Here is a 13,710-nt window from a genome sequence, read left to right on the forward strand (position 1 = left end):
GAAATTAAATTCCAATATAGTAATGAATTTCTGCTGGAAAATTTGATTTCCCTATTTAATCTAATCAATATATTGCTTTGTCTGACCCTTTTGCTGTTAATAATCTTTGCAAAAGACCGGAATGAAATCAAAAAAAGAGGTTAATTCATTCTTTGAAGTAATAGGTGGAAAAAATTACATGCAGTACCGTTATTATTACATTGTGATATATTTTTTGTACCAAGATACTATAATGAACCCATCTTATAGAATATGATGGAGGTAGTTACTATGAAAAGTAAAACAAACAATACAGCAAAATTCATGGAGAAGCTGGCTAGAAAGTCTTTAGAGCTGGCAGCAGAAAGCAGATGCATGTACATATACCATCAACCTAAGATGCCTGCAGAGCTAAAGCAGTTTAAGAAATAGTCTGCTGAGATTTTTCACTCGTTTGCTCACTCCCATTATGGAATCATAAAAAATGGCTATACTCTTTGTATATTTCCAAATGGAAAAAGGAGGAAGCAAATGAGAATTCCAAAGCACATTGGAATCATACCTGATGGAAACCGGCGCTGGGCACTGGAGCAGGGAATGAAAAAAGAAGACGGATATGATAATGGAATTTCTCCGGGAATGGACCTATATTATATCTGTAAAGATATGGGAATTGAAGAAATGACCTTTTACGGCTTTACTGCGGATAACACCAAGCGTCCCACCACACAGCGGGAGGCATTCTCAGAAGCATGTATCAAAGCGGTAGAGAGATTATCAAAAGAAGACGCAGAGCTTCTGGTACTGGGAAAAACATCATCAGCCATGTTTCCTGAGAGATTAAAGCCCTATACCACCAGATCCAGATTTGGTGAAGGAGGCATGAAAATTAATTTTCTCATAAACTATAGCTGGGAGTGGGATTTAGGGCTTCAAGACGGAGCCATAGGACCTCAGTTAAAGACCTCTGATGTTTCAAGAATTGATTTGGTGATCCGCTGGGGCGGACGGAGAAGGTTGTCTGGTTTTTTACCCGTTCAATCGGTCTATTCAGACATGTACATTGTAGATGATTACTGGCCTGATTTCAGACCGCAGCATATTTATGATGCTGTAGAATGGTATTCCAGACAGGATGTGACCCTAGGGGGGTAATGAGTATTCGTTTCCATAGAAAAAAGCAGCGGTTTTATTCTTAAATCCGCTGCTTTTTTATGATATAGGAAAGTTTTGCGAACTCCCCTATATCATAAAAAGCACTCCGTGCAGGATGCACATGACGCTTAAGAGGAAGATGTCACTAAAGTGACGGCGCGTCAGCGCCAGAGTCTGACAAGTCAGACTCTTTCTAGCTTATATCATCAGGAAGCCTGCAATTCCAAGAACTGCAAGGCAGCTGAAATTAAGAACCGTAAAATGAATTAAAAACTTTGCCTTATTCTCACCATACTGGCTGCTGTAAAGAGAATAGGCGATAATGCTGGCAAGGGAAGCCACCGGTGTGCCAAGCCCTCCGATGTTCACTCCGTAATAAAGAGCCTTGGCATGGGAGCTAAAGGGGGCAATTGCAATGGTTGCCGGAACATTGCTTATGAACTGACTCAGCAAAAGAGAGTAAATATAAGTTGCCTTGGGCGTATGAACCAGGTCGGAGAGATATTGATTTAATTGTGGAATATGTGATACATTTCCGACAGCTACAAAAATAAATACAAAAGTAAATATCAATTGATAATTAGCCTGTTTTAACAGCTTTTTGTTTGTGATTAAGGTGGATAAAATCACGATGGGAAATACAGCCAGATAAGGAATTAAATTAAATACACTTAGAATAACAAGAATCAGTAAAAGGCTATAAAACCCCATTCCTTTTTTATTCTGAATCCTTACATCCTCCATTTCAAACTGTATCTTCTTTGACTTAACAATAAAACCAAGTAAAACAAGGAGCACCAGGCTAAGAATACAAAGCGGCAGAGAGAATCCAAGAAACGTTTTCGTACTCATCTTATAAAAGGAGAATAAAAACAGATTCTGTGGATTTCCAAAGGGTGTCATGCTGCTTCCTAAATTAGCGGCTATGGTAACCAGTACACAAGGAATCACAATATCATAACTGCTTTTTTTAGAGATAATAATTAAAATCGGTACAATGGCAAGCAAGGTAACGTCATTGGTAAGGAGCATGGAAACGAGAAAAGAGGTGAGACAAAGTGCCATGGTAAGAGCGCGCTCTGTTTTACAGCTTTTACACACCTTGGTGGCGATATACTGAAGAAAATGAAACTGATCGAATGCGTCTACCACAATCATTAATTCAAACAGGCAGACGATAACTTTAAAATCAATATATTCCCACCTTGGTAATTGAAAAAAAGAAGAAATGATTGCTGCAAATAGGGAAACGGAGAAAATCACGTTACTGGTCACATACTGTTTTATCTTTATCCAGGTCTGTACCAGATGATTCCCTGGATGTTTATCCATGGGCAATTCTTGCTGTATCATATATTAATGTCCTTTATGAGTATAATTTTAGTCTGACCTTTTTGAAATCATTTGCATTATATGCACTTTCATAGTCCATGTCAAGCTATTTATAAAGCCTGCAGGTCATTCCTCATAATCCTTTTTTAAGACAAGGCTCCTTAACTCATTTCTGCGAAGAAGAAATGGAAGCAGAGTACCGGCAATCAACAGGCTGAAACTGTTCTGGACAAGGTTAAGAGGAATATTTAAGAGGGCAGCGGATTTGCCATAAACCACACATTCAAATAAGAAATAACCTCCGGTGACAATTGTGCTGCATGTGAGGCCGGAACTTATAAAAGGAACAAGCCGGAAGGAAACGATTCCACTTCTTTTTATCAGCCTCTGATAGAGGTATCCAGAAAAGAAGGAAGCCAGTGCCTTTATGATTAAGGTAGCAGGAGCATAGAAAGCATAGCCGGATAAAAAGTCTGCCATCATAGAGCCAATCCCGGCAGAAATTCCTCCTGTCATTGGCCCTAATAGAATCCCGCTGATTAAAACCAGACCGTCTCCCAGATGAATATAGCCGTTAAAGGCTGATGGAATATGAATTACCATAGTGGCTACGGTAATCAGTGAAGCCATGAAAGCCCCGTATACGATTTTTTTAGTTCCCATGGATTTCATGATGTTCCCTCCTTTCGTAGTGCTCTTAGAAATAATTTAAGTCTATCATAATGAATCATTGGCATTATTCAAATATCCAATTTGAATAAAATCATACATACCAGTTTTTAAGGATTGGATGTATTCTTCCTGAGAATGAGAATATTTGCTTGATATTCTTCCTCCAAATAAATATAATAGAAATTAGACCAGGACTGGCTTTTAAGGCCATTAAAGGTTAAGAATTTATGCTATGCTGAATGGTATCTATAGAAAAAGTTATAGATATAAGCGAATTCATTACAAAAGACTTATATTACGAGAGAAATACGGAGGTGTTCCCATGAAAAAGGAATGGACAGAAGAGGATCACTGCCCTTATTGCAAACGGCATTGCTCATTAAAAGACCCTCATTGCGGAAAAGGAAAATCTCTTGCAAAATCCATAACAGTAAAAAAGGACAGCATGAAAGCAAAGGCTGTGAAAGCGATTGATAAGGAAGAATTAAAAAAGCTTCAGTCTGATCTTAAATTATTTGTTCTTTATGAGAAAGCAAATGAATGTCTTATGAAAAAGGCAGATGGAAAGAATAAGGGAAAGAAGTTAAAGGGCTACATATTAAATATACTGGCAGAAAACAATGGCATCTCTCCAACGGAATTAAAGGAATCTTCCGGTCTGTTAAAGGAAGAATTAAAAAGGGTTCTGGAAAAGCTTTCTAATAGAAAAGAAATATCCATTCAGGATTCTAAGGAGAACGGCAAAAAGATATTGCTGACGGAAAAAGGCAGGGAAGCAGTGAATTTACAGCTGTACGGGCTGGAGAATGGAAGCGATGAGCTGTTTTCTGTTTTAGGAGAAGAAGAAAAGGAAAATCTGGAAATAATTCTTAGGAAGTTAATAGGGTCTGTGGAATAAGCAAAGGTTGTGTTTCCAGATTATTTGTAGTACAATGCTTTTTGGTGTTTATATTCTGAAAAGTAAGTAATTTGTGTAAATGTTGCAGGAGGGGGACCTATGAAAAATCAGGCCGCAAGCAGCAGTGTAATCCGCAGAATCATGGCATATTTATTCTGTTTTGCACTGCTGTCGTCTGAATTTAATATTTTTAATATCGACATTGGCCGAAAGCTGCCCCATCCTGTGAAAAAGACGGTGTCTGAGAAGGGGGCCAGCCATAAGGGCGTCAAGGGCATCATAGAGTATATCGGTTTTGACGAAGAAGCAAGTGGAGAGATGATGAGCCCCTCCATTGGCAGAGCTTCCTTTGGAGTGATGCCAATGAAGTACTTAATCATGAGAGCGGAACTTCTTTTTATTCCTCTGATCCTGTGGGCTGTAATCACGGTATTATTGCAGGACGGCTATATAGGGAAAATGTTTCTGATACGGTTTATCCACGATTCAGATGGAGAAAAAGAAAGCTTAAGGTTCGTTCATCCATTATGTCAAAATTAAAAGTAGAAAAGAGGATACGATATGAAACCAGGAAAGAAAATGCTTACTGGGATCTTGGTTGCCTTGGCAGCCCTCTGCGCTCTCGCAGTGTTTGGTCTTGGAAGCGATGTGAAGGGTATCTTAGATATGCGTTACGGCATAGATATCCGAGGCGGTGTGGAGGCGATCTTTGAGCCTCAGGATTTAAACAGAAAGCCAACGGAAGCAGAGCTCCAGACAGCGAGAGAGATTATTGAAACCCGTATGGATAACCAGAATATTTCAGACCGTGAAGTAACGGTTGATAAAAATGCCGGTTATATCATCGTTCAGTTCCCCTGGAAGTCCGGTGAGACAAACTTTAATCCAGAGGATGCCATTGCAGAACTCGGTGAGATGGCTGAGCTTACCTTCCGGGATCCAGACGGCAAAGTTTTAATTCAGGGTAAGAATGTTAAGACAGCAGCACCAGAAACCGTCACCAACAACGGTATCAAAGCATATGAAGTAGCACTTAGCTTTGATCAGGAAGGTGCAAAGCTCTTTGAAGATGCCACTGGTAATTTAATCGGCAAACGCATGAGCATTTACATGGATAACGACCTTATTTCAAGCCCGACCGTTCAGACAAAGATTTCCGGCGGACAGGCTGTGATTACAGGTATGAAGGATTATAATGAAGCAAAAAGCCTTGCCGAGAAGATCAACGCAGGTGCGCTTCCATTTTCCCTTGCAACCTCTAATTTCTCTACCATCAGCCCTGCTCTTGGTAACAATGCCTTAAATATTATGATCTATGCAGGAATTGCAGCATTCTTCATCATTTGTGTATTTATGATCGGGTTCTACAAGCTTCCAGGTGTTACCGCCTGCATTACCCTGTTCATGCAGATGATCATTCAGATGCTTGCGATCTCCATTCCTCAGTATACACTGACCCTTCCAGGTATAGCAGGTATCATCCTGACCCTTGGTATGACGGTGGATACCAATATTATTACATCAGAGCGTATCTCTGATGAGCTGAAAAAGGGTGCCTCCATCAAAGGCGCAGTTACTTATGGATATAAGAATGCATTCTCATCCGTATTTGATGGTAATGTAACAGCCGCCATCATTGCTGCCATCCTTATGGCTTTAGGTTCAGGTACCATGTTAAGCTTTGGTTATACTCTTATGATCGGTATGATCGTAAACCTTTTTGTAGGTATTTGGGTTTCCAAGCATCTTCTGTTATCCTTCATCGAAAACAAGAAGTTTAATGATATGAAACACTTCCGTGTGAGAAAGGATATTAAGACCATACCGTTCTACCAGAAGAAGTATATATTTGCCATTATTTCAGGCGTTATTACCATTGCAGGTATTGCAGGCTGCTTTACAAAGGGAATTGCACTTGATACCCAGTTTACCGGTGGTGCTGTTTTAAGCTACTCCGTATCCAATGAAGCAGATACAGAAAAGATTCAGGCAGCCGTAGAGAAAGAGACCAACAGACCGGTAACTGTCCAGATTAAAGAGGACAACATGACCGGACTTAAGAGACTTTCTGTTACCTTTGCAGGAAATGCAGGTATGTCTCCGGATGAACAGAAGGCCATTACAGAAGCTATCAACACAACTTCCGATAAGGTTGATGCAAAGCTTTCTGAGACCTACGTGGTTGAGCCTTACATCGGTGCCAAAGCGCTCAGGAATGCAGGACTTGCCATTGGGCTTGCACTTCTCTTTATTATCGTTTATGTATGGGTCAGATTCTCTGCTATTTCAGGTCTGCCCGCTGGAATCACTGCTATGATCGCCCTGTTCCATGATACGATGGTCGTGTTCTTTGCCTTTGTACTATTTGGAATTCCGTTAAACGATGCCTTTGTGGCGGTGGTACTGACGATTATCGGTTATTCTATTAACGATACCATTGTTATTTATGATAGAATCCGTGAGAACAAAAAGAATGACAGCAAAATGTCCGTCGTGGATCTTGTTAACATAAGTACAAGCCAGACTCTTGGCAGATCCATTAATACATCCATGGCAACCGCCATCTGTGTTGTGGTCATCATGGTTGCTTCCATGTACTTCCAGATTGAGTCCATCATTGAATTCTCTCTGCCAATGCTATTTGGTGTTATCACCGGATGCTATTCCTCTATCTGTGTTGCCGGTACCTTATGGGCAATGTGGGAGAAGAAAAAAGAAAAATAAAATCATAAAACCGGAATATCATGCTATACATGGTGTTCCGGTTTTATTTTATTCCTGGTTTATTTGTTTTGAAAAATTTAATGATTGGCAGATTGAATATTTTTATCAAAAATGTTAGAATATAGTAACACACGTAACTAATTATTAAAAGGAGGATGAAATCATGTTAGATAAAATTATCGTAGATAAAATTAATAAACAGATTAATTTTGAATTTTATTCTGCTTATCTGTATTTGGATATTTCAAACTATTATGCAGACAGTAATTTAAACGGATTTGCAAACTGGTTCAAGATTCAGACCCAGGAGGAGCGGGATCATGCGTTGCTCTTTATGGATTATCTGTTAAACAACGGTGAAAAGGTAGTACTGGATGACATCAAGGCTCCTCATTATACGTATGAGGATTTCCGCCAGCCAACTGTGAATGCCTATGAGCACGAATTAAAGGTAACGGCTGCCATTCATGATATTTATGCAGCAGCTTATGATCTGAAAGACTTCCGTACCATGCAGTTCCTTGACTGGTTCGTAAAGGAGCAGAACGAGGAAGAGAAAAACACGGATGAGATTATAAAGAGATACGATTTATTTGGTAATGATGCCAAAGGACTCTATTTAATTGATTCTGAACTGGCGTCAAGAGTCTATACAGCACCGTCACTTGTTCTTTAAATAACTTAACATTATAGTACTTATATAAAAAGCGGTCTCTGTCATGATGCCAGGTAGTTTCATTCATGGCAGGGATGGCTTTTTCTTATTTGAATCAGGAGTATCTCTTATGAAAATACACATTAACTTCATACCCCAGGAGGAAGAAGAGGAAGTAGTTTTCAGGATACATGGTATGAAAAAGCATGTGACCCAGGCCATTGATATTCTTAATCCAGGGGAGAAGGAAGCTGGCTATCTTCTTTGTAAAAAAGAGGAAAAATTTTTTAAGATACTTGCAGGTGATATCCTTTACCTGGAGTCCATTGACCGTAAGGTTTTTGTATACACGGAAAAAGAGACCCTGGAGATATCGGAAAAGCTTTACGTTTTGGAAGAACAGCTTTCCGAGTGTTCCTTTATCCGTATCAGCAAGTCCATGCTGCTGAATTTTGATAAGATCTATTCTTTTTATCCCAAATTAAGTGGAAACTTAGAAGCCCTATTAGTAAATCAGGAAAAGGTGATCATATCAAGACGGTATGTGCCTGGATTAAAAAGAAAACTGGGAATGGGGGAAAAAGAATAATGCAGAGCAAAATCAAAAAGATATTTCAGCTTACTTCTATGGTATTTACCGTAATTGTCCTGATGCAGCTATTGCTTGGTAATGAGTTAAGCAGAACCATTCTCTATGAATATCTGGCTTGCTCCCTCCTGGCTGCCATGTTAAAGCATATATTTTTCAGAGGGATTATCTTCGAATTTTCCATATGGAGACAGCTTTTATATCTCTTTCTTGTATGGCTGTTTGTCATAACCTGTAATTTTCTGTTTCACTGGGGCATGTCAATGGCTTCTGTTTTTGCAAGTCCGGTGATGGTGATTACGATTTATCTTGTCTTACGCCTGTTCAACTATCAGCTTGAGAAAATGGAAGTGCGAAAGATGAATGAGCTGCTGAAAAAAAGGAGGGACAGTAAATAAGGTTTCAAACAGTACCGCTTAGGAGGGGATTTTGACCGCTTACGTCAAAGCATATTGCCTAATTCTTCGTTTGATACTATGGTAGGGGTACCAATAAAAGAAAGAAGGAATTGATATGTTTTTGATTGAAGTAATAAAAAGAACTCCCGCTATGGTATGGTTTATATTGGCCTTCCTCATTGTAAGAGGCTTAAATTCCTCCAGGGATGGAGAAGTCTCTTTGATAAGAATGGTAATCGTGCCCCTGGTTTTTATGATATGGGGACTGGAAAAGCTTTTTACCAGCTTTCATTATCTTTCCATTGCCCTGGTTTGCTATGTGATAGCAGCAGGTCTTGGAAGCATGCTGGGGTATGTCCTGTATAGCCGTTTTCGAAGGATATATAAAAAGGAAGGAGTGTTTTACCGCACAGGTTCCTACCTTCCACTGACAATCATATTGATTAACTTTTTTATGAAGTACATTCTGAATGTTGTTTTAGCAATTCAGCCGGATTTTCATGGAGACTTAACTTTTAATATCATGTATTCGGTGGTTTGCGGTGTTTCCGTTGGTCTGTTCATCGGGGGAATTTATCAGGTCATTGCAGGGTGCAGAACTTATGTGGAAAGCAGGGGTGCAGAGGTTTAGCTGAGTGTAAAAAGGGGGAAGCTGTTTGGCAAAACAAAGGGAGAAGGTAGAGTATCGATATTATGAAATTCCGGAGGGGGAAGCCGTACTGGCACTATTGGGAGAGGACTGGATCAGGGAATACGGAAAGCAGATTAAATTTCTCCATTTTCACAATTTATTAGAGATTGGATATTGTCACTGGGGAAGCGGAGAGGTTGTACTGGGACAGGAGCATATTCCTTTTTCCGGGGGATCATTTATGGTGGTTCCTCCCCGGCTTCCCCATACCACGAGCAGCGATCATGGGACAAAGGGATTTTGGGAATGGATGTATGTTGACCTGGATAAGCTGGTCTCTGACTTAAGTCAATATGATTCTATGATGAAGAAAACCATGTTAAAGCGAATCAAGAAAACCGGGTACCTGTTAACAGAAAAGGAGAATCCGGTTCTGGCGAAGCTGATACTTGGGATCATGGAGGAGGCACGGAATAAAAAGCCATACTATAAGGACAGCATAAGAGGACTTCTTGGTGCCTGTGTGGTGGAGTTTTTAAGGCTTTCCGATGATGAGGAGAAGATCATGAGATCCAGGTCCAACACCACCCTCATTGCCGGTGCTCTGGAATTTGTCTCAAACCACTACATGGAGGAAATCAGAATCAGCGATCTGGCAGATGCCTGCAGCATCAGTGAAAGCCATTTCCGCCGTGTGTTTGAGGAAGGGATGAACATGAAGCCAGTGGATTACATCAACTTAATCCGAATCCAGAATGCCTGTGAGCTGTTAAAAAGAACGGAAAAGAATATGGAAGAGGTATCGGCTCTATCTGGATTTGCCTCTATTTCCGCCTTTAACAGGAATTTTAGAAAAGTCATGAATATATCCCCTTATCAGTGGAAGAAATCTTCAGAAAATTATGAGAGCAGATTGCTGTACTGTAAGATCAGTGCACAAAAAGGCTGGGATTAAAAGCGCAAATGATTGAATTTGCGCTTTTTTTAATTGAATCTAAAAGCTTTATGAGCAAAAATATTGGTATAATATACCTAATAGTTACAAGTTGACAACATGAGCTTATTTTTACTGGATTGGAAATGAATGGGGGAATATGATTTGGACAAGCTAGAACTATACCGCCCGGAAGATTCCATTTACGTAGAAAAGGGAAATGGAACAAGGGTCAATTATTTTATTTTTGATGAATTTGAGATTCATGAGAATGTGATTTCTCCGAAATCTGCACAGGAGTGGCATATGCATCGGGCGATCGAGGAGGTACTTGTTGTTACCTCTGGAGAATTGACCGTCAGGTGGAAGGAGGAAGGAGGCATCTACCGGGAGACCGCATCTAAGGGTATGGTCATTCGTGTGGGTAATTCCGTTCATACCATTGAGAACCGAACCAATGAGGAGGCTGCCTTTCTGGTATTTCGTATGGTACCGGATGGGAAGGACAAACGAAATGTGATCAAGCATGATAAAGTGATTTTCCCCTGAATGTATTCAGGGTGCGGGTTGAAAAAGATGCTTGGATGAGATTCATCCGATCTTTGAAATTATATTAATTTAAAGGAGGAGTTTCGCTATGAAGAAAAAAATCGCATCTCTATTATTGGCAGGAGCTATGGTAGCATCCTTAACTGCCTGCGGCACAGGGGGTGGCAGCACTGGCACTACAGGGGATACAAAAGGGGAGGGAGCTAAGGCTTCCAATGAACTGACTGTCTGGTGCTGGGATCCAGCCTTTAACATCTATGCCATGAATGAGGCAGCCAAGGTTTACCAGAAGGACCACCCGGATTTCAAGCTTAATGTGGTGGAAACCCCATGGGCAGATGTTCAGACAAAACTGACCACAGCCGCCACCTCTGGAAATGAGGATTCTCTTCCTGATATCATTCTTCTTCAGGATAATGCCTTCCAGAAAAATGTAATCAGTTATCCGGATACATTCAAAGACTTAACAAGCAGCGGTATTGACTTTTCCAAATTTCCAAAAGCAAAAACGGCTTATTCAGTGGTAGAAGGAAAGAATTACGGTGTGCCATTTGACAATGGAGCTGTTGTTGCCTGCTACCGGACAGATGTTTTAAAAGAAGCAGGATACACAGTAGATGATTTTAAAGATATCACATGGAGCAAGTATCAGGAAATGGGAGAAAAGATTCTTGCTAAGACAGGCAAACCTCTCTTATCCTGTCAGGCTGGAGAATCCGACTTAATTGTGATGATGCTTCAATCTGCTGGCGGAAGTCTGTTTGATAAAGACGGAAAGCCCAGCATGGTTGGCAATGACAAACTTAAGAAAGTAATGGAAACCTATGCTTCTTTAGTAAAGAGCGGTGTTCTTGTGGAAGTCAATGACTGGGATCAGTATGTAGGAACCTTAACAAACAGTACGGTAGGCGGGACCATCAACGGATGCTGGATCATGGCAAGCATTCAGACCGCAGAAGACCAGTCCGGCAAGTGGGCAATCACCAATATGCCTAAATTAGAAGGGGTTGAAGGCGCTACCAATTATTCCAATAACGGCGGATCCAGCTGGGCAGTAACGTCTGCAAGCAAAAATCCGGAACTGGCCTATGATTTCTTAAGCAAGACCTTTGCAGGAAGCACAGAGCTTTATGAAACCATTCTTCCAAAGTCTGGAGCTATGGCAACATACCTTCCGGCAGCAGAGAGTAAAGTTTATGGAGAGCCTCAGAAATTCTTTGGAGATGCTCCGGTCTACTCTATGATTACTGATTTTGCTTCCAAGGTGCCATCCAATAATACGGGAGTTTACTACTATGAAGCACGTGATGCAGTGGCAACTGCCATTACAAAGGTAGTAGCAGGCGGAGACATCGACGCAGAGATCAAGAATGCAGAGGATACGGTTAATTTTGCAATGGGCAAGTAAGAGACGCTAGGAGGTGGCATTTCCAGTGATTCATTCTAAGAATAAGCTTTCATTGGGTCAGAAACAGAGCAGGGCAGGCTGGGCATTTTTAACTCCTGCGGTTCTTTTAATTGCAATCATGAGCTTTCTGCCCATGATTCAGGCCCTCTTCCTTTCGTTCCAGACAGGAATCGGCAACAAGATGAAATGGACGGGTGTGACCAATTACATCCGAATGTTCAAGGATCCGGTTTTTGTACAGGCGCTGAAAAACAATTTTATCTATCTGATTATTCAGGTGCCTGTTATGTTGATTTTAGCGCTGGTGCTGGCTTCCCTGTTAAATCATAAGGATCTTCGGTTTAAAGGGCTCTTCCGCACCGCCATATTTCTGCCATGTGCCACCTCACTGGTATCCTATGCTGTAATCTTCCGTTCCTTATTCGCTGTGGATGGCCTGGTGAACAATATCTTAATGAAATTGGGATTCCTGTCCACAGGCTATAACTTTTTAGGACATCCAAACAGTGCCAGAGTCGTAATCATTCTGGCACTGATCTGGAGATGGACTGGCTATAACATGGTATTTTACTTATCCGGCCTTCAAAATATTGAATATTCTGTTTATGAAGCGGCTAAAATCGATGGAGCATCCCCCATTCAGTCATTCTTTCGGATTACGGTGCCTCTTTTGCGGCCAACCATTCTTCTGACTGCAATCATGTCCACCAACGGAACTCTGCAGCTGTTTGATGAATCCGTGAACTTGACCAATGGCGGACCGGCAAACGCTACCATCACCATGTCACACTATATTTATAATGTTTCATTTAAGTATGTACCTAATTTCGGATATGCGGCATCCATGTCCTATCTGATTCTCTTTTTGGTGGCAGTGCTTGCATTCGTTCAGTTAAAGGTAGGTGATAAACGTGACTAAGGGAAAAAAGCTCTTCGCTTATACATTTTTAATCCTTGTTTCTTTAATTTCTGTATTTCCGCTTTACTGGATGATGGTGGCGGCCACCAACCGGAGCGTGGATGTCACCAGAGGGACGCTTGTTTTTGGCACGGCTCTCATGGATAACTGGATCAAGCTGTTTGGCTCCCAGAACGTAGGCACAGCACTTTTTAACTCCTTTAAATATTCCATTATCATGACACTCATCTCCCTGCTTATCTGCTCCATAGCAGGATACGGCTTTGAGGTCTTTCATGATAAGGCAAAGGACAGGGTCATGAGTGTGATCTTGCTGGCTATGATGGTTCCCTTTGCAGCCACCATGATACCTCTTTACCAGATGTTTTCAAAGGCAAGGCTGTTAAACAGCACCCTGGGATTCATACTGCCTACCATATCTACGCCATTTTTAATCATGCTGTTTCGTCAGAGCGCCAGATCCTTTCCATCGGACATTATGGAGGCGGCCCGCTTAGACGGATTGACGGAATTACAGATTTTTTACCGTATGTTCTTACCTACCATGCGGTCGACCTACGCAGCGGCTATGACCATTACGTTTATGAACGCATGGAACAGCTATCTCTGGCCAAAGGTAATCATGTCAGATGCCAAAAGCATTACCATGCCTATGCTGGTAGCAAACTTAACAGAAGGATATGTGACGGATTACGGAACCCTTATGCTGGCGGTCTTAATCTGTACCATTCCAACGGTCATTATCTTCTTCCTTCTTCAGAAGAGTTTTGCAGAGGGAATTACAGGTGCAGTAAAATAAAAATATGATTACAGGCACCGCGGCCGGTTTTTCCTGTGGGGAAATGGTAGCGGTGCTTTTTAGAAAGG

At 41.1% G+C, this 13,710-nt stretch carries 16 protein-coding genes; 14 read left to right on the forward strand and 2 right to left on the reverse strand.

Annotated elements, in window-relative coordinates:
- Positions 1-270: 270 nt before the first annotated feature.
- A complete protein-coding gene (locus tag OW255_RS05240; protein ID WP_024836956.1) occupies positions 271-411 on the forward strand; it encodes a cyclic lactone autoinducer peptide in 141 nt (46 codons plus the stop codon).
- A 99-nt stretch (positions 412-510) separates the two neighbouring features.
- Positions 511-1,134, forward strand: a complete 624-nt coding sequence (locus tag OW255_RS05245; RefSeq protein WP_024836955.1) for an undecaprenyl diphosphate synthase family protein — start codon at positions 511-513, stop codon at positions 1,132-1,134.
- A 198-nt stretch (positions 1,135-1,332) separates the two neighbouring features.
- On the opposite strand, the gene OW255_RS05250 is transcribed toward OW255_RS05245, so the two are convergent.
- Complete coding sequence (locus tag OW255_RS05250) at positions 1,333-2,487, reverse strand: SLC13 family permease (RefSeq protein ID WP_268115857.1); 1,155 nt, start codon at positions 2,485-2,487, stop codon at positions 1,333-1,335.
- A 105-nt stretch (positions 2,488-2,592) separates the two neighbouring features.
- Complete coding sequence (locus tag OW255_RS05255) at positions 2,593-3,138, reverse strand: ECF transporter S component (protein WP_268115858.1); 546 nt, start codon at positions 3,136-3,138, stop codon at positions 2,593-2,595.
- Positions 3,139-3,460: 322 nt separating this feature from the next.
- Here OW255_RS05255 and OW255_RS05260 point away from each other — a divergent pair, with 322 nt between their 5' ends.
- The 12 genes from OW255_RS05260 (at position 3,461) to OW255_RS05315 (ending at position 13,642) form a co-directional block, all read left to right on the forward strand.
- Positions 3,461-4,036, forward strand: a complete 576-nt coding sequence (locus OW255_RS05260) for a MarR family winged helix-turn-helix transcriptional regulator (protein WP_024836952.1) — start codon at positions 3,461-3,463, stop codon at positions 4,034-4,036.
- Between the two features lie 99 nt (positions 4,037-4,135).
- A complete protein-coding gene (locus OW255_RS05265; protein WP_268115859.1) occupies positions 4,136-4,576 on the forward strand; it encodes a hypothetical protein in 441 nt (146 codons plus the stop codon).
- 21 nt (positions 4,577-4,597) lie between these two features.
- Positions 4,598-6,760 carry a protein translocase subunit SecDF gene (locus OW255_RS05270; protein WP_024836950.1) on the forward strand — a complete coding sequence of 721 codons (2,163 nt, stop codon included), beginning with the start codon at positions 4,598-4,600 and terminating at the stop codon, positions 6,758-6,760.
- Between the two features lie 163 nt (positions 6,761-6,923).
- Positions 6,924-7,436 carry a ferritin gene (locus OW255_RS05275; RefSeq protein ID WP_024836949.1) on the forward strand — a complete coding sequence of 171 codons (513 nt, stop codon included), beginning with the start codon at positions 6,924-6,926 and terminating at the stop codon, positions 7,434-7,436.
- A 109-nt stretch (positions 7,437-7,545) separates the two neighbouring features.
- A complete protein-coding gene (locus OW255_RS05280) occupies positions 7,546-8,004 on the forward strand; it encodes a LytTR family DNA-binding domain-containing protein (RefSeq protein ID WP_024836948.1) in 459 nt (152 codons plus the stop codon).
- Positions 8,004-8,402 carry a DUF3021 family protein gene (locus OW255_RS05285; protein WP_024836947.1) on the forward strand — a complete coding sequence of 133 codons (399 nt, stop codon included), beginning with the start codon at positions 8,004-8,006 and terminating at the stop codon, positions 8,400-8,402. Before OW255_RS05280 ends, OW255_RS05285 begins: the two co-directional genes overlap by 1 nt.
- A gap of 115 nt (positions 8,403-8,517) precedes the next feature.
- On the forward strand, positions 8,518-9,033 hold the full coding sequence (locus OW255_RS05290) for a DUF6622 family protein (protein WP_268115860.1): 516 nt from the start codon (positions 8,518-8,520) through the stop codon (positions 9,031-9,033).
- 25 nt (positions 9,034-9,058) lie between these two features.
- On the forward strand, positions 9,059-9,988 hold the full coding sequence (locus tag OW255_RS05295; RefSeq protein WP_024836945.1) for an AraC family transcriptional regulator: 930 nt from the start codon (positions 9,059-9,061) through the stop codon (positions 9,986-9,988).
- A 144-nt stretch (positions 9,989-10,132) separates the two neighbouring features.
- Positions 10,133-10,516, forward strand: coding sequence for a cupin domain-containing protein (locus OW255_RS05300; RefSeq protein WP_024836944.1), 384 nt, complete (start codon positions 10,133-10,135; stop codon positions 10,514-10,516).
- An 88-nt stretch (positions 10,517-10,604) separates the two neighbouring features.
- Positions 10,605-11,924, forward strand: coding sequence for an ABC transporter substrate-binding protein (locus OW255_RS05305; RefSeq protein WP_268115861.1), 1,320 nt, complete (start codon positions 10,605-10,607; stop codon positions 11,922-11,924).
- Between the two features lie 28 nt (positions 11,925-11,952).
- Positions 11,953-12,843, forward strand: a complete 891-nt coding sequence (locus OW255_RS05310) for a carbohydrate ABC transporter permease (RefSeq protein WP_024836942.1) — start codon at positions 11,953-11,955, stop codon at positions 12,841-12,843.
- Positions 12,836-13,642: a carbohydrate ABC transporter permease gene (locus tag OW255_RS05315; protein ID WP_024836941.1), complete on the forward strand. Its 807-nt coding sequence runs from the start codon at positions 12,836-12,838 to the stop codon at positions 13,640-13,642. The genes OW255_RS05310 and OW255_RS05315 overlap by 8 nt, the downstream gene beginning before the upstream one ends.
- Positions 13,643-13,710: the final 68 nt, after the last annotated feature.

It is taken from the genome of Lacrimispora xylanolytica, from assembly GCF_026723765.1.
Classification (GTDB): domain Bacteria; phylum Bacillota; class Clostridia; order Lachnospirales; family Lachnospiraceae; genus Lacrimispora; species Lacrimispora xylanolytica.